This window comes from Bacillus sp. 11B20, from assembly GCF_056098985.1.
In genome coordinates this window covers 900,101-920,885 of record NZ_JBLZWZ010000007.1, presented here as the reverse complement: position 1 = coordinate 920,885, position 20,785 = coordinate 900,101, and the positions used below count along the sequence as shown (strand labels likewise).

The window sequence follows — 20,785 nt, the reverse complement described above, 5'->3', positions numbered from 1 at the left end:
AGGAGGAGACTGAGATTGACAGCCACTTTTTCACCTTCACTGATGTGCATGGATCTCACGCATTTCCGTGAACAAATTCATCTTCTCAACACGAGAGCAGACCGGTACCATGTCGATGTGATGGATGGGCATTATGTGAAGAATATGACGTTATCACCCTTTTTCATTGAACAGCTTCGGAAACTGACAAATTTACCGATTGATGTTCATCTAATGGCTGAACACCCCCAAGAATTTTTAATCGATGCATGTATTGATGCAGGCGCAACGATGATTTGTTTACACCCAGAAGTCGTGCAGAAAGATGCCTTTCGAATCATACGGCATATTCACCAAAGAAAATGTGAGGTTGGCTTTGTTTTAAACCCCGTCACACCAGTTGCAGCATTAGAGTCCTTTATTCATTTAATAGACCGAGTGACGATCATGACGATCGATCCAGGCTTTGCCGGACAGCCATTTATTAAAGAAATGCTTCAGAAAATTAAACAGGTGAAAGATATCAAAAAACACGGAGGATACTCGTTTTCAATTGAAGTAGACGGCTCTTGTAATGAGAGCACGTTCCGGCTGCTTGCTGAGGCTGGAAATGAGATCTACATCATCGGCACCTCAGGTTTATTTGGACTTCATAAACAACTCGACACTGCTTGGGAAACAATGAAGCAAATATTTTCAAAAGAAACAGCTTCAATCGAATCGCGTTAGTAAAAGAGAGGATGAAACCCATCCTCTTTTTTACGCAATTTTTACTAAAATGATATTTACTCACCAAAACTTACCCAAAAACAAAATAAAAATCGCAAATCTATAATTGAAAGCGCTTTATTAATATGTTATCCTTCAAATATCTTTAGTAAATATTTAGTTAAATAACGATGAGGAGTTTGCCTATGACCACACTCAAAGATATTGCTCATGATGCAAAAGTGTCCGTTTCCACTGTATCCCGTGTGTTAAATGGCGATCAAACACTTGCCGTTTCACACGCAACGAGACAAAACATCCTCGACATTGCAAAGAAGTTAAACTATACCCCAGTGAGAGCAAGAAAAGCCGATCAAGCAGAAGAAAAAAGCCAATCTGAATCCCCAGTCATCGGTATCGTTGTCGCTCAATCCATTGACGAAGAATTAAATGATCCCTTTTTTTCATCGATTCGAAAAGGAATTGAAAAAGAATATGCCAAACAAGGCCTGTCCACTCTCCATACCTTTCGCCTAAGAAGCATGGATAAAGGGGCGATGCTAAAGGATATTGACGGCTTGATCGTCATTGGACGAATCAGCCCCGATACAGTTGAAAAAATGACAAATCGAATGGAACACATTGTTTTTATCAATCATTATGCAGATGAAGATTTGTATGATTGTGTACATGTGGATTTTGTCAGAGCGGCAGATCGCGCCATTCGTCATCTGCAATCACTCGGCTATACACATCTAGGCTATATTGGCGGGAAAGAGCGGGAGCATTATTTCGAAGGCAACGCTGTGATTGAGGACGAAAGACAAACCACGTTTATGAAAAGAATGCAGGAAGCGGGCGCTCTTCATATGGAAGACATCCACATTGGTGAATACTCCATGCAAGAAGGCTATTCGCTTATGCAGCAAGCTATCAAAAAAGGAAAACTGCCGCAGGCCTTTTTCATTGGAAGTGACTCTATGGCCATCGGGGCAATGCGCGCTCTCCATGAAGCCGGTCTACACGTTCCTTCAGATGTATCCATTGTTGGATTTAATGACATTGAAGCCGCATCATTTTCAAGCCCGCCGCTTACGACTGTCAAAGTATATACAGAAGAAATGGGGGAAGTCGGTCTGAAGCTTTTGCTTGAGAGAATAAACGGAAGAAAACTTCCTCTAAAAGTCGTCGTGCCAACAACACTCATCGAGCGAGGCAGTACATGTCTCATCCATGAAAGGGGGTGAACCATCGATTTCAGCAAACAAAAAAGAGACAAAAAAGCAGAAAGCAAGCTGCTTAGCATGATGGCCAGATCATGCTAAGAACAAGGCAGCCTGCCGGTATGCTCTCTTATCTCTTTGAAAAGAATAGAATTCCAGTATAATGGACTTCTTTTGTTTCCGCAACTGCATGAATTCTACCGAGTATCGTCTGAATTTTCAGTGATCAAAAGGAGGAAACCATGAATAAAAAAATCATGCTGCTGACTGCAGCCATATTCTTGACCATGATTTTGTCTGCTTGCGGTAATAACGGTTCTTCTGAAGCAAATGGAAAGGTCACCTTGACGCTATTTTCAACGATGAGCAACAGCGGGGAAAGAAAAGCGTTTGAAGAAGTGATTCGTGAGTTTGAAAAGGAGCATCAACACATTCGAATCGATGCCAATTTCCCAGGCAACAGCTATGAAGATATGATCCGCGTCAAAATGGGGGCAAACGATATGCCAGACCTTTTTGATACACATGGTTGGGCCAAACTACGCTATAGCGAATATGTGGCTGATTTAAAAGAGATGGATTGGGTCAAACAGCTTGATCCTTCACTCGACCAGATTTTAAAAGACCAAGATGGCAAAGTGTACGCCTATCCGCTGAATCAAGCAAAAGACGGGCTTAGCTTTAATGCCAATCTATTAAAAGAATATGGCGTCGAAGTCCCAAAAACACTTGATGAATTAAAATCGGCGTTGCTGACAGTGAAAGAAAAAAGCAAAGGAGATGTTGTGCCGCTCTGGATACCAGGAGGAGATAACTCAAATATTGCCCAAGTCTTTGATGAACTGGCGACGCCTTTATTAATCACCGATCAAAAACATCAATACGGAAAGGAACTTGAAAACGGATCATTTGATTGGTCTCTCTATACACCGCTTGCACAATTCATGAAAGATCTGAAGGATCAAGACCTTTTAAACAAAGATGTCCTGACAGCGAAACTCTCTCAAGCACCGGAACTCATGGCGCAAAACAAAATCGCCTTCACCTTTGTCGGAGGATCGTTAGGACCTGAAGCAACAGAGCTGAATCCATCAATCAAAGTAGGCACGATGCCTGTTCCAGCCATCCATGAAGGAGATAAACAAAGCTGGATTGGCGGAGAACGGTTTACTGTCGCTGCTTGGAAGGATTCTAAGCATTTAAAAGAAGCAAAGCAATTCATCGATTTTTTAGCAAAGCCTGAAAACGCCAAAAAAATCGCAGAGGGCACATCCTCTGAAACAGCTCTAAAACAAGTGAAAGCGAAAAACTATTACTCTACATTTTACGATCAATACGAACAGGTGAAGATTGAACCGTATTTCGATCGAAAATACTTACCAAGCGGAATGTGGGCGGTCATGGCAACAACGGGTCAAGAATTATTAGCAGGCTCGATCACACCAGAACAGTTGTCAAAGAAAATGGAAGAGGAGTATAAGCGTCTGAAAAAACAATAGCCGATGGATGCTGAAACAGGAGTGAAGCCAATGAATGACATCACAAAAGCAAAGCAGCCAGCCGCATTCACCTCTTTACCAAAACAAAAGATACAAAAACGCCACAATTCATCACTTTGGTGGATGTACATGCCAGCTGTTCTCGTCGTCAGTACCTTTATCATTTATCCTTTTTTGAACGGCATTCAGCTTTCTTTTACGAATTGGAACGGTTTCTCACAAACTTATCAATGGATTGGTCTTAAGCAATATGATCGGCTGCTTCAGGATCAAGCGACATGGCTTGTAGTCAAAAACACGCTTCTCTACGGAATTGGGAGCACCATCTTACAAAATATCATCGGACTTGGATATGCGCTCTTATTAAATCAAAGCTTAAAGATGAAAGCCATCACAAGAACGGTCATCTATTTACCTGTCATGATCAGCCCGATTGCGATGGGCTATATTTGGTATTTTGTGTTTGCTTACCAAGGCGGTGCCTTAAATGATGTGGTGACGCTTTTTGGATTTGATCAAATAAATGCGCTCGGCAACCCGCAATTCAACACATGGATCATTGTGCTTGTCAACACATATCAATTCGTCGGGATTGCGATGATCATTTATTTAGCAGGACTTCAAAGTATCCCTAAGGATTATTACGAAGCGGCACAATTAGACGGCGCATCGAGCTTTCAACAATTCAGGCGGATTACATTGCCGCTGCTTATGCCGTCGATCACCATTAATGTTGTGCTGAATGTCATTGGCGGGCTCAAGCTCTTTGATGTCATTGTGGCACTCACGGGCGGCGGACCTGGAGATTCCTCGCAATCCATGTCGACCTTTATGTATGATCTGTATTTCAAACGTCAGGATGCAGGCTATGCAGCGACGCAAGGGGTGTTCATGGCGGTCATCATCCTTATCATTAGTGTCGCAGCGCTGATTTATTTCAAACGAAAGGAGACCGAGGTGTGATGGATAACGCCTATAAACGCAAGAAAAGATGGTACTCCTTCCTCGCACTATTGATTACATTGCTACACCTCATTCCATTTTATATTTTGGTGACGACTTCATTAAAAGGGATAGGAGATTTTAGTTCAAAATGGCTGTTTCCAAAAGCGCTGCACCTTGAAAACTTCCGCACAGCATGGACAGAGGCTCAGCTTGGCCAGTCCTTTTTGAATACAGTGATCATTACGTTCAGCTCCGCTGTATTGCTCATTATATTTGGATCTCTTGCAGCCTATCCGCTTGCAAGAAGGAACACCAAGCTAAATAAAGCAGTCTATGTTTTATTTATTGCCATTATGGTCATTCCACCGCTCACAGCCCTTGTCCCGCTCTATAAAATGGTCGTTCAAATCGGGATGATGAACACCTATCAAATTGCTATTTTAAATAATGTGGCTGCTTTTTTGCCGCTGACGATTTTCTTATACGCAGGCTTTATCAGGTCGACCATTCCAAAGGAGCTTGAAGAAGCTGCCCGTATTGATGGAGCAGGGACACTCAGAGTTTTTTTCACTGTCGTTTTTCCGCTTCTAAAGCCCATTACCGCTTCTGTATTAATCATTGCCTGCGTGTATATTTGGAACGACTATCAATTTGCTATCTTCTTTTTGCAAGATAAAGAGATGCATACACTCACGGTCGCCTTATCCCATTTTTTTGGTCAAAATCAGCATCAGCTCCAGCTCGTTGGTGCAGCTGCCCTCATTGCGATGGTGCCAATGGTTACGATGTTTTTACTTTTACAAAAATATTTTATCGCAGGGCTTTCACAAGGCTCTGTCAAAGGCTAGCCCAATATGGATGTAAAAAGGAGAGTCGTCTATGTCTAAAATTACATTTATCGGTGCAGGGAGTACCGTGTTTGCTAAAAATATATTAGGAGATTGTCTGTTTGTTCCTGCCCTTGCAGGCTTTGAATTCGCATTATATGATATCGACCTCAACCGGCTGAAAGAATCAGAAACGATGCTACGGCATTTAAAAGCAAATTACGGTGCAAATGTGACCATCCAATCCTATCAAAACCGGAAAGAAGCCTTACAGGATGCGAAATATGTCATCAATGCCATCCAAGTTGGAGGCTATCGGCCAAGTACAATCATTGATTTTGAAATACCTAAAAAATATGGATTAAGACAAACGATTGCAGATACGGTAGGGATCGGCGGCATCTTCCGTTCCCTTCGAACCATTCCGGTCATGCTTGACTTTGCAAAGGATATGGAAGAGGTTTGCCCAAGTGCTTTATTGTTAAATTACACAAACCCTATGGCCACATTGACAAGTGCAATGCTGCGCTATACTCAGATTCAAACAGTTGGCCTTTGTCATAGTGTGCAAGTGTGTACAAAGGACCTATTTGAATCTCTTGAAATGGAACATGAAGGCATTGAAGAAAAAATCGCCGGCATTAACCATATGGCATGGTTATTAGAGGTGAAACGGGATGGTAAAGACTTGTATCCAGAAATCAAAAGACGAGCAAAAGAAAAGCAGCAATCGCGGCATCATGATATGGTTCGTTTTGAACTGATGGATAAATTCGGCTACTATGTCACAGAATCCTCAGAGCACAATGCCGAATACCATCCATATTTCATTAAATCACGGTACCCTGAACTAATCGGTCAGTTTAACATTCCGCTCGACGAATACCCAAGGCGCTGCGAGGAACAAATCAACAATTGGAATACAATGAAGCATGACCTTGTAGGAAACACACAGATCACACATACCCGCTCTAAAGAATATGGTTCACGTATCATTGAAGCGATCGAAACGAACGTTCCCTTTAAATTTGGCGGAAATGTTCTGAACACTGGCGGGCTCATTGACAACCTGCCTGAAAAAGCCTGTGTAGAAGTACCATGTGTGGCAGATCGAAGCGGCATCATGCCATGCTATGTCGGAGAGATCCCTGAACAATTGGCTGGACTCAACAGAAGCAATATCAGCTCCCAGCTGATGACAATAGAAGCAGCCATCAGCGGAAAAAAAGAGCACATTTATCAAGCTGCTTTACTTGATCCACACACAAGCGCTGAACTATCAATCGATGACACCATTAAATTATGTGATGAACTCATTGAAGCACATGGAGAGATGCTGCCAAATTATATTGAACCGAATCAATATGCAGGATCAACCAAATAATATCAATGAACCAGCCTCTACCTGATGTGCCGCGCATCAGGTATTTCTTATGAAGCAAAAAGAGGATTGACTGAGGGTCATTTTCATATTATGATTTTTCTGAAGTTAACCAACAGTTAACCAAAAATACATCATGGATTTTTGGCATTCTCGTGTCATATGTCACAAACAAACCAGATGATCACAACGTAAACCAAAACTGCCGTTTGATTTGACAAAGAGTGTATACAGATGAATGCCCGTTAGATGAGACAATGACGATACATACACACCCTTTAAGCATGACATTCTTTAACAAAGAGGAGAGAGGGAACATGACCAAAACAGATGTACAAATGTTGAAAAATTATATTGGCGGACAATGGATTGAGGCAGAAACAAGTCAAACAGAATCAGTGTATAACCCAGCTACTGGCGAAATCATCGCGGAAGTGCCGCTTTCAACAAAAACAGATGTTGAACGTGCGGTACAAGCAGCACAGGAAGCGTTTACTACTTGGTCTAAAACTGCTGTTCCCCGGCGTGCACGCATTTTATTTAAATACCAGCAGTTACTCGTTGAGAACTGGGATGAGCTGGCTGAACTCGTAACGATTGAAAACGGAAAAAGTGTAACAGAGGCAAAAGGAGAAGTGCAGCGCGGGATTGAATGTGTGGAATTTGCTGCGGGCGCACCGACGTTAATGATGGGAAAACAGCTGCCAGATATTGCGACTGGACTTGAATCAGGCATGTACCGCTATCCAATTGGCGTCATCGGCGGCATTACGCCATTTAACTTTCCAATGATGGTTCCATGCTGGATGTTCCCGCTTGCCATTGCCTGCGGAAATACGTTTGTTTTAAAACCTTCAGAACGAACACCTATTCTTGCGGCACGGTTAGCTGAGCTGTTTGAAGAAGCGGGTCTTCCAAAAGGTGTTCTCAACATCGTCAATGGAGCTCACGATGTCGTCAACGGACTGCTTGAACATCAAAAGGTCAAAGCCATATCATTTGTCGGCTCTCAGCCAGTCGCTGAATATGTCTATAAAAAAGGAACGGAGCATGGCAAACGTGTCCAAGCACTTGCAGGCGCAAAGAATCACTCCATTGTCCTCAAAGATGCGGATTTAGACGCGGCAACGAAACAAATCATCGGGGCTGCCTTTGGATCAGCGGGAGAGCGCTGCATGGCTGCAGCCGTTGTCGCAGTGGAAGAAGAAGTGGCTGATGAGTTGATTCAAAAATTAGTGGATGAATCAAACGAGCTCGTCATTGGAAACGGAATTAATGAAGAGGTCTTTCTTGGGCCAGTCATTCGAAAGGAACATAAAGAACGAACGCTTCAATACATCCAGTCAGGGATTGAAGAAGGAGCAAGCCTCATTCGTGATGGCCGGCAAGACCACGAAACAAATGGAGAAGGGTATTTCATCGGACCGACGATCTTTGATCATGTCACAAATCAAATGAAAATTTGGCAGGACGAGATTTTCGCCCCAGTCTTATCAATTGTCCGTGTTTCCTCATTAGCAGAAGCCATCGACCTGTCCAATCAATCAAAATTTGCGAATGGTGCCTGCCTGTATACGGACAGCGCTTCAAGCATAAGAGAATTTCGTGAAAACATCGAAGCGGGCATGCTCGGTGTAAACATCGGTGTACCTGCACCAATGGCATTCTTCCCGTTTTCCGGCTGGAAGGATTCTTTCTACGGAGACTTGCATGCCAATGGAACAGACGGAGTGGAGTTTTACACAAGAAAGAAAATGGTCACCGCTCGTTATATGTAAGCTATATGCAATGAATCATAAGAAGAAAAAATGCAGCCCCAGCATAGGAGACTGCATTTTTTTGTTGTCTTCTAGTCAAAAAGTAAGGGTTTTCAACGTGATTCCAGCAAGGATTTACACTAGAAATCATTCTTTATATTCATTCTTCATCAGTACCTCTCAACATATTTTGAAATTGGGCCTAAACCCCAATATTAGGAAGATGAAAACAGGAGGAAATGAAACGATGAGGACGAGGATGAAGTGCGGCGTTGGTTTATTGATTCTTGCTTTGGTACTGAGCTTTTTACCGGTATATGATGCGAGTGCGGCAAGCACAACAATTGCAAAACGTGTAGGAAATGCCAACCCGCTCATAGACCACCACTTGGGCGCTGATCCATTTGCGCTCACCTATAACGGAAGAGTGTACATTTATATGTCGAGTGATGACTATGAATATCACAGCAACGGAACGATTAAGGATAATTCTTTTGCCAATTTGAATAGGGTCTTTGTCATCTCTTCAGCAGATATGGTGAACTGGACAGATCATGGCGCGATTCCAGTAGCTGGGGCAAATGGCGCAAATGGCGGCAAAGGAATTGCCAAATGGGCAGGTGCTTCCTGGGCTCCATCAGCAGCGGTGAAAAAAATCAATGGGAAGGATAAATTTTTCCTTTATTTCGCGAACAGCGGCGGAGGGATTGGCGTTCTGACATCAGACTCCCCCATCGGTCCATGGACAGATCCTATCGGAAAAGCACTCGTCACGCCAAATACACCAGGGATGTCCGGGGTTGTATGGCTTTTTGATCCTGCCGTTTTTGTAGATGATGACGGCACTGGTTATCTATATGCCGGCGGAGGTGTTCCAGGCGGTTCTAATCCAACGCAGGGACAATGGGCGAATCCTAAAACAGCAAGAGTTCTAAAACTAGGACCTGATATGACAAGTGTGGTAGGCAGCGCATCAACCATTGATGCTCCTTTTATGTTTGAAGATTCGGGGATGCATAAGTATAACGGAACCTATTACTATTCCTATTGCATCAACTTTGGCGGCTCCCACCCAGCAGATAAACCACCTGGTGAGATCGGTTATATGACGAGCTCAAGTCCGATGGGTCCCTTTACGTATAGAGGGCACTTCCTGAAAAATCCGGGTGCATTTTTCGGGGGAGGCGGTAATAACCATCATGCTGTGTTCAATTTTAAAAACGAGTGGTATGTCGTGTATCATACCCAAACGGTCAGCTCTGCTTTATACGGAGCAGGAAAAGGCTACAGATCTCCGCATATTAATAAGCTTGTGCATAATGCTGACGGTTCTCTTCGAGAAGTCGCAGCCAATTTTGAAGGGGTTAAACAGCTTTCCAATTTGAATCCTTATCAGCGGGTAGAAGCTGAAACATTTGCTTGGAATGGACGCATTTTAACAGAGGCATCTTCAGCTCCAGGCGGACCGTTCAATAACCAGCATGTCACAAACATTCAAAACGGAGATTGGGTGGCTGCCAGTAACGTCGATTTCGGATCAAACGGCGCGAGAACATTTAAAGCGAATGTAGCGTCAAATGCAGGTGGGAAGATAGAAGTACGCCTCGGAAGTCCTGACGGCAGACTCGTCGGAACACTGAATGTCCCTTCCACAGGGGGAGCAAATAACTGGCGAGAAGTAGAAACGACAGTAAACGGAGCAGCAGGCGTACACAACGTATTTTTTGTTTTTACTGGAACAGGTGCAAACCTATTTCAATTTGATTCCTGGCAGTTTACTCAAAGGTAACGAAGAAAGACAAGATGATAGGAGAGTGGAAGAATTTGATGTCAATGATCAAAAAACCAATCTGCACTTTATTGATCTGCTTCACCATGCTGTCTGTCATGTTCATCGGACCTGGCGTGACTGAGGTTTCAGCAGCAGATGCCAATATTAATATCAATGCGGAAAGACAAGTGATTCGCGGCTTTGGCGGAATGAACCATCCGGCTTGGATTGGTGATTTGACCGCACCTCAAAGGGAAACCGCCTTTGGCAATGGGCAGAATCAATTAGGATTTTCCATTCTAAGAATTTTTGTAGATGAGAACAGAAATAATTGGCACAGAGAGGTCGCTACTGCCAAAAGAGCAATAGAGCATGGAGCTTTGGTGATCGCTTCACCTTGGAATCCTCCAAGCAATATGGTAGAGACCTTCAACCGGAATGGTACATCTGCAAAGCGACTCAGATACAATCAATACGCCGCATATGCTCAGCATCTGAACGATTTTGTGACGTATATGAAAAATAATGGCGTCAATCTCTATGCTATATCTGTACAAAATGAGCCCGATTATGCACACGAATGGACATGGTGGACTCCTCAGGAAATCCTGCGTTTCATGAGAGAAAATGCTGGCTCCATTAATGCTCGCGTGATCGCACCAGAATCCTTTCAATACCTTAAAAATATATCAGATCCTATCCTAAACGATCCGCAGGCGCTTGGAAACATGGACATTCTCGGAGCCCATTTGTACGGAACCCAAATCAGCCAGCTTCCGTATCCACTTTTCAAACAAAAGGGCGGGGGAAAGGAGCTTTGGATGACAGAGGTCTACTACCCGAATAGCGATAACAATTCAGCGGACCGCTGGCCTGAGGCATTAGGGGTTTCAGAGCATATTCACCATTCGATGGTAGAAGGGGACTTTCAGGCATATGTTTGGTGGTACATCCGCAGATCCTACGGCCCTATGAAGGAAGATGGCCTGATCAGTAAACGCGGTTACAACATGGCGCATTTCTCCAAGTTTGTACGCCCAGGATACATCAGAATTGATGCAACGAAAAGTCCTGAACCGAATGTTTTCGTATCAGCCTATAAAGGAAACAATCAGGTCGTCATTGTCGCGATTAACAAAAACAATACAGGAGTCAATCAGCACTTTGTGATGCAAAACGGAACTGCTTCACAAGCGTCAAGATGGATCACAAGCAGCAACAGCAACCTTCAGCCTGGTACAGACTTAAATATATCAGGTAATCAATTTTGGGCTCATCTCCCGGCTCAAAGTGTGACAACATTTGTGGTCAAACGCTAGAATGAATTGAATCACCAAAAGCCAATTTTCTCATTTCAAAAGAAAATTGGCTTTTTTTATGCAAATAGGAAGTTGATTTTTTCACTATGTACTTACATTGGGTATAATAATGGCAATGACTTCAGGAGAGTGATCAATGTATGCCAAAGCTTCAAAGCAAAGTATTAATGATCGATGACGAAAAAGAAATCTTGGAATTAATTAACACTGTATTAACAAGGGAAGGCATTGATCGCGTCATCACTGCTTCAACTGCCCGTGATGGGCTTGCAAAATTTCATCAAGAACAACCCGATCTTGTCATACTTGATATTATGCTGCCAGACGGTGAAGGCTATGATATTTGCAGACAAATCAGAGAGACCTCCCATGTTCCGATTATCTTTTTATCAGCAAAGGGAGAAGAATCCGACAAAATTGTAGGACTTGCCATCGGCGGAGATGACTACATTACAAAACCATTCAGTCCAAAGGAAGTCGCCTACCGGGTGAAAGCGCAGCTGAGAAGGATCTCATACTTGCAGTCAACTCAAGCCGATCCCGTGATCAAAAAAGGGCCGTTTGAGTTAAACGAGCAGCAAGCAGAACTGACTAAAAATGGAGCGGTCATTGAGCTCACGCCGAAAGAGCTTCTGCTGATGACCTACTTCTTGCAGCATCCGAACCGCGTCATCAGTAAAGAAACGCTTTATCAAACCGTTTGGGGGGAAGACTTCTTCGGTTCTGACAATACGGTAATGGTTCACATCCGAAGACTACGGGAAAAAATAGAGGATTCCCCGTCAACACCAGAGTTTCTCGTCACTGTCAAAGGGCTTGGTTATAAATTTGTTGTAAAGGATGCGTAAAGATGAAATGGCGATTAACAGGCAGATATATGGTCTCTGTCATTATCGTGACCATTATCACGGTCTTTATCAACTTATTCGGATTTATGATTTGGCTCGTACTTCAGGCAAACAGCCAGCATAACGAGGAAAATACACCCGAAACCTTCACAAGATCATTTGAACAATACGTCTCTTTTTCTGATCAAGGCATTACCGTAAACAAAGAAGGGCAGAAAGCCTTAAAACAACAGAATGCATGGATTCAAATTTTAGACGAAAATGGCCAAAACGTGTATCATGCGCAGGCACCTAAAGGACTAAAGAACAAATATACACCGATAGAAATCGTGAACTTACATAAATATAAAGATAAGCAATTATTATCGACCATTTATGCTGGCGGAAAAAAAGTAAAGGGCAAAGAATACAGTTACTTTATCGGATTTAAAGACCCTTCCATTGGAAAGTACCTATTCTCGTTTGACACGAAGGACTTAGTAACAAGATTCAATATCGGGACGATGATTTTATTATCAATTGATGCCATCATAGCGTTACTCATTGGTTACTTATTCAGCCGGCAGCTCACAAAACCGCTTGCCCGTGTCATTCATAGCATCCAGCGGCTGGCAAACGGCGATTACACGACAAATCTGCCTGCTAAAGGAATTTATAAAGATGTCTTCTATAATGTCAATCACTTATCAGAGCAGCTCGCTTCAAGCAAAAAAGAAAAAGACAAACTAGAGCAAATGCGGGAAGAATGGATCAGCCATATTTCTCATGATATTAAAACGCCGCTAGCTTCTATTCAAGGCTATGCAGAAATCATGAAAGACCAAAAGTATCCTCTTTCAAACCAGGACATTAGACATTACGCGGGCATCATTGAGAATAAATCATTGTATATCAAAGATGTCATGGAGGATCTGAATTTAACAACAAGGCTGAAAAATAACGGCGTCATGCTAAATAAAGAGCTGGTCAACATTGTGTCACTGTTGCGGGAAACGTTAATTGATATTTTAAACGATTCAAGATATGCCGATCAGACGATTGAGCTTCAAACGAATGAAGACAAGCTCATGCTGAATATTGATAAAATCCTCATTCGAAGAGCGGTCACCAATCTGATTTTAAATGCCCTCGTTCACAATGATCCTGATGTGACGATTATTGTACAGCTTGAACAAAAAGAAAGAACCCATATTACGATTCAAGACAACGGCAGAGGAATAGAAGAGGCAGAGCTGGAAAAAGTGTTTGACCGCTATTACAGAGGGACGAATACAGGAGTTTCGCATGCAGGCTCTGGTCTTGGGATGGCTATTGCAAAGGATATTATCGTCAAGCACGGCGGGGATATCACGATCCGTAGCAGTGTAGGAAAAGGAACAACAATTGACATCCAACTACCAGCATGAAAACATACAAAAAAAAAACGGTTCTGATCAACAACAGAACCGTTTTTTCATCTATTATTTATTCTGAAAACACTTTGATGCCTTTCACAATGTTCCAAATGAAGAAGTAGATAGCAACAAGGAATGTTACTGCATATGTCGCAATTAAGAAAGGCCCCGCATGGCTGATATCTTTCATACCAAGTAAACCTGAACCAAGGATGCCAATACCAAAAATCAAATAAGGAATAATATGCGTCCATAATGATTTTTTCGCATGATATTTCACGTCGTCCTGACCTAAGAAATAGACGATAATTGGGAACAAAAATGGTGCAAAAAAGATACTAAAGTAACATAATGAAGACAAGATTTTATTTTCTCTCAAAACGTTTCACCTCTATGATTTATTCACTACAAACCCATTGTACTACCTGAACCTTAACCTGTATTAATCCGAACCTTACAGCAACCTTAAACTTATTTACCTTTTAAAATAATTTATAAACGACATACTATAATATAGGTATTTAAATCTATCTTACCGAAAAAAATAGTTGACTTTGGTTTATCCTGTGTTTACAATAAAATCGTAACCGATGCAGGAGTGTTACTGATATCATCAGGCACCACCAAGTCAGGTAAACATGTTGTACATTTGTACGTTGTTTGCTGAGATTTTGGTGTTTTTTTATGCTTTTTTTAGCAGTTTTAGGTAAGGTGGGATGAAGATGTTCACCGTCGTTAAAGTTTTAAACAATAATATCGTATTGGCTCTAACAGACACTCAAAATGAAGTAGTTGTTTTTGGTACAGGAATAGGCTTTAAGAAGAAAAAAGGTGATACTCTTGATGAGAGCGCTGTCAGTAAGACATTTTATTCTGATCAGACGTCTCCATTAGAATCTCAACTTGCCGCTATCCCAACTGATATTCTTTTATTAACTGAAAAAATCATTCATATGGGCGAAGAGATATTGAATAAAAAATTAGGTTCCAGCATGCTGTTTTCGCTATCTGATCATCTTACCTTTTCAATTCAAAGGCATCAAGAAAAAATGGAATATGAAAACCCTATCGTATGGGAAATTCCACATCTATATTTTCAAGAATATCAAATTGGGAAAAAAGCACTTAAAATTATTCAAAAAATGATGGGAATTTCCTTTGAAGATACAGAAGCTTCACTCATTGCCCTTCATTTTGTAAACGCTCAAATAGATGGTCAGTCTATGGGAGATACGATCAAAATGACCCATCTCACGAAGGAAATCGTTAAGATTATTCAAAACATTTTCGAGATGGTATTAGATAAATCATCGATAGATTATTCGAGGTTTATCACTCATTTGAGATATTTTATTGTCAGACAAGAAACAAATCAACCGCCTCAGCAGATGGATGATTCATTAAAAGAATTAATTCAGGATCGTTATATGAAGAGCTATGCATGCGGTTTGATTATTAAAGAAATGTTAAAGCGTGAATTTAATTGGAATGTCACAGAAGACGAACTTGTTTTTCTAGTCATTCATATTGAAAGAATCACAAAGAAACATCAACAGAATACATGATTTCTTTTAGGCGTGTTATGAAAAAGCATTAACCTAAACAAATCTCCATTTAGAAGAATGGTCTTTCTAATGGTGGATTTTGTTTAGGTTTTTTTTGTGAAAATGAAGGGGTGAAGACATGAACAACAAAGAATTGGCGCAAGAAATTATCAAATTAATCGGCGGAACAGGCAATATATCTCAAAGTTGGCATTGTATTACGAGGCTGAGATTTAATATCAACGATGAAAAACAGGTAAAAGTAGATGAACTGAAAACAGTAGATGGAGTGCTCGGAGCGCAATTCCAAAGCGGACAATTCCAAGTCATTATTGGAGCAAAAGTTGCAGAAGTCTATGAGGAAATCGACCATCTGATTGGTGACAGCAGCAATGATTCTTCTCCTGCTAAACATACGTCAAAGATGAATCCAATCGAAGTCGTATTCGATGTCATTAGCGGAATTTTCACACCGATTTTGCCGGCGATTGTTGGTAGTGGATTGATTAAAGGGATCATGGCTTTGTTCGTTAGTTTAGGCTGGCTGACGGAAAAAAGCTCTACCTATGCTGTACTACAAATCTTTTCAAATGCTGTCTTTTACTTTTTACCTTTCCTCATTGCTTATTCTGCAGCGAAGAAATTTAAAACACGAGAATCTCTCGCGATGGCACTCGCTGGGATTTTATTGTATCCCACGATGGTGGAAGGGGCAGCAAAAGGGGCAGATCCACTTAGTTTTTTAGGATTGAGTATTCCATTAAATAATTATACTTCTTCCGTTTTACCGATTATTTTAGGAGTACTGCTACTTAGCTTTATCGATAAGTGGATAACGAAAGTCATTCCAAAATCTTTAAGCATCGTATTTACACCGGTACTGAGCTTAATGATCACAGCGCCTCTTACACTAGCTTTCATAGCGCCTATTGGAAACGTTTTCGGTCAGTATTTAGAGATCTTCTTCACTTCTTTATTCCATTTTGCTGGACCGATTGCAGGTTTATTAATGGGAGGCCTCATGCCTTTAATTGTGCTAACTGGAATGCATTACGCATTCTTCCCAAGCACGTTTGCCAGCTTTGAAAAAGTTGGATACGATGTCATGCTGCTTCCGATGAACTTTATTGCCAATATGGCACAAGCAGGCGCCGTTTTAGGAGTCATCATTCGCACAAAACGAGTAGAAACAAGGTCTTTGGCATTATCAACATTGCTTCCGAGTTTCTTTGGTATCACAGAACCAGCCATTTATGGAGTCACACTGAGATTGAAAAAGCCTTTCTATGCTTCATTAATTGGCGGGGCAGTTGGCGGATGTTTTTATGGTTTATTTTCAGTCAAAACGACAGCATTTTCAATTCCAGGTATTACATCTCTGCCAACTTACATTATGAAAGGCACAAACAATTTCCAGCTCGCTTTAATTGGAATAGCGCTGAGCTTTTTGGTCTCACTGCTTGTCACTATGTTCCTTGGTTTTAAAGAACCTGCCACAAAAGAAGAAGGTCAGCCGCTAAAACAAGGAAAGTCATCTAAAGATTCAGAGCATGCAGTCAATCAACAAGCTGCCAGACAAGTAAATCCTTATGAAGTACAAGCACCTATAACTGGTCAGGTCGTTCCTTTATCTGAAGTCAATGATGCCGTCTTCTCAAGCGAAATGATGGGCAAGGGAGTAGCGATTATGCCTGATAAGGGGGTGGTACAAGCACCGTTTTCCGGAAAAGTAGTGACCGTTACACCTACTAAACATGCAATAGGTTTGGTTTCAGATGATGGGATTGAATTATTAATACATGTAGGGATTGATACCGTCAGCCTAAATGGTCAATTCTTTGAGGTATTGGTGGAAGAAGGAGATGAAATCAACATCGGGGATCATTTATTATCATTTGATATAGAAGGAATTCAATCAAAAGAATTAAATGTTGTGACACCTATTATCGTCACTAATTCCTCGAAGTACCTAGATGTCATCCATACAGGTGACTCTTATGTCAACGCAGGAGAAAATAAACTCTTAATGCTCATTCATTAATCATAAATAGAAGGGATGATTGAAATGAAAGAATTAAAAAAAGGTTTTTCAGATAATTTCCTATGGGGTGGCGCAACAGCTGCCAATCAAATAGAGGGCGCATATTTAGAAGGCGGGAAAGGGCTGTCAACTTCAGACTACGCGGCATATAAAGATCCCTATGCACAAGGAAAAGTAAACAACTTTACATTCGATGTTAGTTCAGCTGAACTAAACAAATACAAGGAAAATCCTGATGCATTTGATTTCCCAAAAAGACGCGGAATTGATTTTTATCATCGTTATGAAGAAGATATCGCACTGTTTGCAGAAATGGGATTTAAAGTCTTTCGTTTGTCCATCTCATGGGCAAGAATCTTTCCAACAGGTTTAGAGGATAAGCCGAATGAAGAAGGATTGGCTTTTTACGATAAAGTATTTGATGAATGTGCGAAATATGGAATTGAACCGCTAGTAACGATGTCTCATTATGAAATGCCGATTACCTTAACAGAGAAATATAATGGATGGATGAGTAGAGAGCTTGTCCCATTGTTCGAAAAATACGCACGGGCGATTTTAGAAAGATATAAAAACAAAGTGAAATATTGGATTACATTTAATGAAATGAATATGAACCTCAATAGTCTTTATACAGGTGCTGGCATTTTAGAGGATTTAGTAGACCATAAATTACAGGCTGCTTACCAAGCATCTCACCATCAATTTGTGGCAAGTGCATTAACAGTGAAGGCAGCGAAGGAAATCATTCCAGATGTCCAAATTGGCTGTATGATTAACCAAATCGAAGCCTATGCAAAAACAACAAAACCAGAGGATCAGCTGCAGGCAGTCAAATCGAATCAATTGAATATGTTCTATCCTGATGTTCAAGCTAGAGGCGAATATCCAACATACATGGTGAAATATTTTGCTGATAATCAAATCAAGCTGGATATTGAAGAGCAGGATGAACAAATTTTGAAAGAGGGCACTGTTGACTTTGTTGCGATCAGCTACTATATGTCACACGTAGCAGAAGCGCGTGAAGATGCCGCTGAGCTAGCGGGTACGTTTGACAGCCCAATTAAAAATGAACACTTGGAATTATCACAATGGGATTGGCCGATCGATCCAATGGGTCTGCGCATTTCATTAATTAAACTGTATGACAGATACCAAAAGCCTTTATTTGTTTGTGAAAATGGACTTGGCGCAAGAGATACATTGACACAAGATGGAAAAATCCACGATGATTATCGAATTGATTATTTGAAAAAACATATTGAACAGATGAAAGAAGCAGTAAAAGAAGGTGTTGACTTAATGGGATACACACCTTGGGGCTGTATTGACTTAATCAGCTGCGGAACATCTCAAATGACTAAACGCTATGGTTTGATCTATGTGGATCAAGACGACCTAGGAAATGGTACACTGAATCGTTACCGGAAAGACTCATTTTTCTGGTACAAAAATGTAATTGCATCAAATGGAGAAGACCTATAAAAGCAGATTGAATGATGAAAAACACCATCTCAGGGCGCCTTAACCGGCTGCATGCGATGGTGTTTTATTTTTCACGAAAACATCTCTTGACCTTGAAGTATAGTTCAACCTTTATAATGTAATTATAGTAAAACAAAATCACAAAAAAGGAGTAACAATGGAGTTGATGACTAGAGGTGAACTGGCCAAACAAACTGGAATAAGCCCTGCCGCAATTCGTTACTATGAAGAACACAACATTTTACCTGTCCCGAGACGCCGTTCGAACGGTTATAGACTATACACAGAAGATTATATTGTGAAAATTCAATTGATCAAAGATGCCAAGTCATTAGGTTATTCACTAAAGGAAATAAAAGAAATATTGGAAATGCTGAGTCAAGACATAGAACTAGATACTTTAAAAAGAATTGTAAAACATAAACATGAAGAAATTGAAAAGAAAATCAAAAGCCTGCGCCTCATTCAAGACCTTTTATCTAACTTATTAAAGACTCCTGAGAAAGAAGTACAAGTGTATCTCAAATCATTTCGTGTGATGAATGAGGATGACGAATAAACATATCTGCTTAAAGGAGAGAAAATACAATGAGTGTCGAAATTTTTAACGGAGAACGTTCTGAAGAAAGTATTCAATTTGAAACATTATTCACGTCCCAAAGTAATAAAGAGAGTTTTGCTAGTGTCGAAAAAACCAAAAACTTTCTATCTCAAATAGAAAATATGAAGCCTTATGCAATCGGAGACGATGTAAAATTAGTGAGTGAAATAAAGGAGCAAATTTTCGAAGGAATGCAGGTTTTCACATTGAATGACCAAATGTCGAAAAAGCAAAAGGTGATTCTCTATATACATGGTGGCGCTTGGGTAAACCAGCCTCTTAATTTCCATTGGTGGTACATGGATAAAATGGCTCAATCCCTTAATGCCAAAGTGGTCGCTCCTATATATCCTAAATTACCTCATTATAGCTACCAAGATACTTATCCAAAAATCTTAAATCTATATAAAGAAATACTAAAAACGGTTGAGAGTACCGATCAATTAACGATTATGGGAGATTCAGCGGGCGGAAATATCTCACTTGGCCTGGCGCATCTCTTAAAGATGGAAAGTCTGCCACAGCCGAAGGATATTATTTTATTATCTGCATGTGTTGATATGAGTTTAAGCAATCCTCTTATATCTGAATATGCCGATAAAGATCCCATTCTAGCGCCAGAAGGAATAGATGTCATTACAAAAATGTGGGCAGCAGATAAAAAGGTAACTGACCCATTAATCAGTCCAATTCACGGAGACTTTCATGGTCTTGGGAAGATCACTCATTTTATTGGAACACATGATATTTTATATCCAGATGCACTAAAGCTTGATGAAAAGCTGACAGAACAAGGAATTAACATGAAAACCTTTGTTTATCCAGAAATGCTGCATGTGTTTGTCGTCATGCCAATCCCTGAGGCACAAGATGCTCAGGAAAAAATCATTCAGGTGATAAATAGTTAGGTCTTTTTCACACATCAAAATGCTCTGACTTAAATATTCGAAAAAATAGGCTGCTTACTGAAAGCAGTCTTTTTCCATTCAACATGAAATACATTTAGATTGTCAATTCACCTCAGATTAAAAATTCCTTAAATTCCAATTTTTGTTTACAACGCACGAATTTCCTATTAATATGATACATATTCGGTTCTTCACCCGTTCATAAAGGAGAGTGACATGATGAGTGTTTTCTTTCTTCATCCTATGGCGCTGATCTTATTTACATTGCCTTTGTTATCTTTGATTTGGGGGATTGTTGGCTACTGCATCTTTAAGCGAGTTTATATCGTTCTTATTATCACATTTGCCATCTCCACTATTTTCATATTTGCCTATACTGGGTTTGACATGTCAAATATGTATTGGGTCGTGTTGATGACCTTTTTATGCATGTGTACCTCTGTCATCACAAAAATCATTCGCTATATGTATGCCCGCTATAAAAGAGCATAACGAAAAAGCTGATATTCACAAAAATCAGCTTTTTCCATATAGAAATACATGGCGAACTAG

Annotated in this window: 18 protein-coding genes; 17 read left to right on the top strand and 1 reads right to left on the bottom strand. The window is 40.8% G+C overall.

Annotation, left to right across the window (positions count from 1 at the left end):
• Window positions 1–15 precede the first annotated feature (15 nt).
• The 11 genes from alsE to ACN6NB_RS08870 all read left to right on the top strand — a co-directional run bounded on the left by alsE (window position 16) and on the right by ACN6NB_RS08870 (window position 13,663).
• A complete protein-coding gene (alsE, locus tag ACN6NB_RS08920) occupies window positions 16–708 on the top strand; it encodes a D-allulose 6-phosphate 3-epimerase (protein ID WP_126681925.1) in 693 nt (230 codons plus the stop codon).
• A gap of 185 nt (window positions 709–893) precedes the next feature.
• Window positions 894–1,934, top strand: a complete 1,041-nt coding sequence (locus tag ACN6NB_RS08915; protein ID WP_144464640.1) for a LacI family DNA-binding transcriptional regulator — start codon at window positions 894–896, stop codon at window positions 1,932–1,934.
• 218 nt (window positions 1,935–2,152) lie between these two features.
• The gene (locus tag ACN6NB_RS08910) at window positions 2,153–3,409 is read left to right on the top strand and encodes an ABC transporter substrate-binding protein (protein WP_099663317.1); all 1,257 of its coding nucleotides are present in this window, start codon (window positions 2,153–2,155) and stop codon (window positions 3,407–3,409) included.
• A 30-nt stretch (window positions 3,410–3,439) separates the two neighbouring features.
• Window positions 3,440–4,372, top strand: coding sequence for a carbohydrate ABC transporter permease (locus tag ACN6NB_RS08905; protein ID WP_474253318.1), 933 nt, complete (start codon window positions 3,440–3,442; stop codon window positions 4,370–4,372).
• On the top strand, window positions 4,372–5,202 hold the full coding sequence (locus ACN6NB_RS08900) for a carbohydrate ABC transporter permease (RefSeq protein WP_474253317.1): 831 nt from the start codon (window positions 4,372–4,374) through the stop codon (window positions 5,200–5,202). The genes ACN6NB_RS08905 and ACN6NB_RS08900 overlap by 1 nt, the downstream gene beginning before the upstream one ends.
• Window positions 5,203–5,233: 31 nt before the next feature.
• A complete protein-coding gene (melA, locus tag ACN6NB_RS08895) occupies window positions 5,234–6,565 on the top strand; it encodes an alpha-galactosidase (RefSeq protein ID WP_474253316.1) in 1,332 nt (443 codons plus the stop codon).
• A 314-nt stretch (window positions 6,566–6,879) separates the two neighbouring features.
• Window positions 6,880–8,340, top strand: a complete 1,461-nt coding sequence (locus tag ACN6NB_RS08890; RefSeq protein WP_126681921.1) for a CoA-acylating methylmalonate-semialdehyde dehydrogenase — start codon at window positions 6,880–6,882, stop codon at window positions 8,338–8,340.
• A gap of 226 nt (window positions 8,341–8,566) precedes the next feature.
• A complete protein-coding gene (locus ACN6NB_RS08885) occupies window positions 8,567–10,108 on the top strand; it encodes a glycoside hydrolase family 43 protein (RefSeq protein WP_474253315.1) in 1,542 nt (513 codons plus the stop codon).
• A 35-nt stretch (window positions 10,109–10,143) separates the two neighbouring features.
• Window positions 10,144–11,409, top strand: coding sequence for a glucuronoarabinoxylan endo-1,4-beta-xylanase XynC (xynC, locus tag ACN6NB_RS08880; RefSeq protein WP_039179020.1), 1,266 nt, complete (start codon window positions 10,144–10,146; stop codon window positions 11,407–11,409).
• Window positions 11,410–11,549: 140 nt separating this feature from the next.
• On the top strand, window positions 11,550–12,257 hold the full coding sequence (locus tag ACN6NB_RS08875; protein ID WP_047203160.1) for a response regulator transcription factor: 708 nt from the start codon (window positions 11,550–11,552) through the stop codon (window positions 12,255–12,257).
• Between the two features lie 2 nt (window positions 12,258–12,259).
• Window positions 12,260–13,663 (top strand): sensor histidine kinase, encoded by a 1,404-nt coding sequence (locus tag ACN6NB_RS08870; protein ID WP_474253314.1) that lies wholly within the window; start codon window positions 12,260–12,262, stop codon window positions 13,661–13,663.
• 58 nt (window positions 13,664–13,721) lie between these two features.
• Here ACN6NB_RS08870 and ACN6NB_RS08865 read toward each other — a convergent pair whose 3' ends face one another.
• On the bottom strand, window positions 13,722–14,030 hold the full coding sequence (locus ACN6NB_RS08865) for a magnetosome magnetite crystal formation protein family (protein WP_039179010.1): 309 nt from the start codon (window positions 14,028–14,030) through the stop codon (window positions 13,722–13,724).
• 343 nt (window positions 14,031–14,373) lie between these two features.
• Here ACN6NB_RS08865 and ACN6NB_RS08860 point away from each other — a divergent pair, with 343 nt between their 5' ends.
• The 6 genes from ACN6NB_RS08860 (at window position 14,374) to ACN6NB_RS08835 (ending at window position 20,725) form a co-directional block, all read left to right on the top strand.
• Window positions 14,374–15,216, top strand: a complete 843-nt coding sequence (locus tag ACN6NB_RS08860) for a PRD domain-containing protein (RefSeq protein ID WP_144464648.1) — start codon at window positions 14,374–14,376, stop codon at window positions 15,214–15,216.
• A gap of 118 nt (window positions 15,217–15,334) precedes the next feature.
• Window positions 15,335–17,236, top strand: coding sequence for a beta-glucoside-specific PTS transporter subunit IIABC (locus tag ACN6NB_RS08855; RefSeq protein ID WP_474253313.1), 1,902 nt, complete (start codon window positions 15,335–15,337; stop codon window positions 17,234–17,236).
• Window positions 17,237–17,260: 24 nt separating this feature from the next.
• Window positions 17,261–18,724 (top strand): glycoside hydrolase family 1 protein, encoded by a 1,464-nt coding sequence (locus ACN6NB_RS08850; protein ID WP_180272412.1) that lies wholly within the window; start codon window positions 17,261–17,263, stop codon window positions 18,722–18,724.
• Window positions 18,725–18,881: 157 nt separating this feature from the next.
• Window positions 18,882–19,283 carry a MerR family transcriptional regulator gene (locus tag ACN6NB_RS08845; protein WP_039178999.1) on the top strand — a complete coding sequence of 134 codons (402 nt, stop codon included), beginning with the start codon at window positions 18,882–18,884 and terminating at the stop codon, window positions 19,281–19,283.
• A 29-nt stretch (window positions 19,284–19,312) separates the two neighbouring features.
• Window positions 19,313–20,233, top strand: a complete 921-nt coding sequence (locus ACN6NB_RS08840) for an alpha/beta hydrolase fold domain-containing protein (RefSeq protein ID WP_126681916.1) — start codon at window positions 19,313–19,315, stop codon at window positions 20,231–20,233.
• A gap of 219 nt (window positions 20,234–20,452) precedes the next feature.
• Entirely contained in the window at window positions 20,453–20,725 is a 273-nt protein-coding gene (locus ACN6NB_RS08835; protein WP_058838653.1) for a DUF2651 family protein, read from the top strand.
• Window positions 20,726–20,785 lie beyond the last annotated feature (60 nt).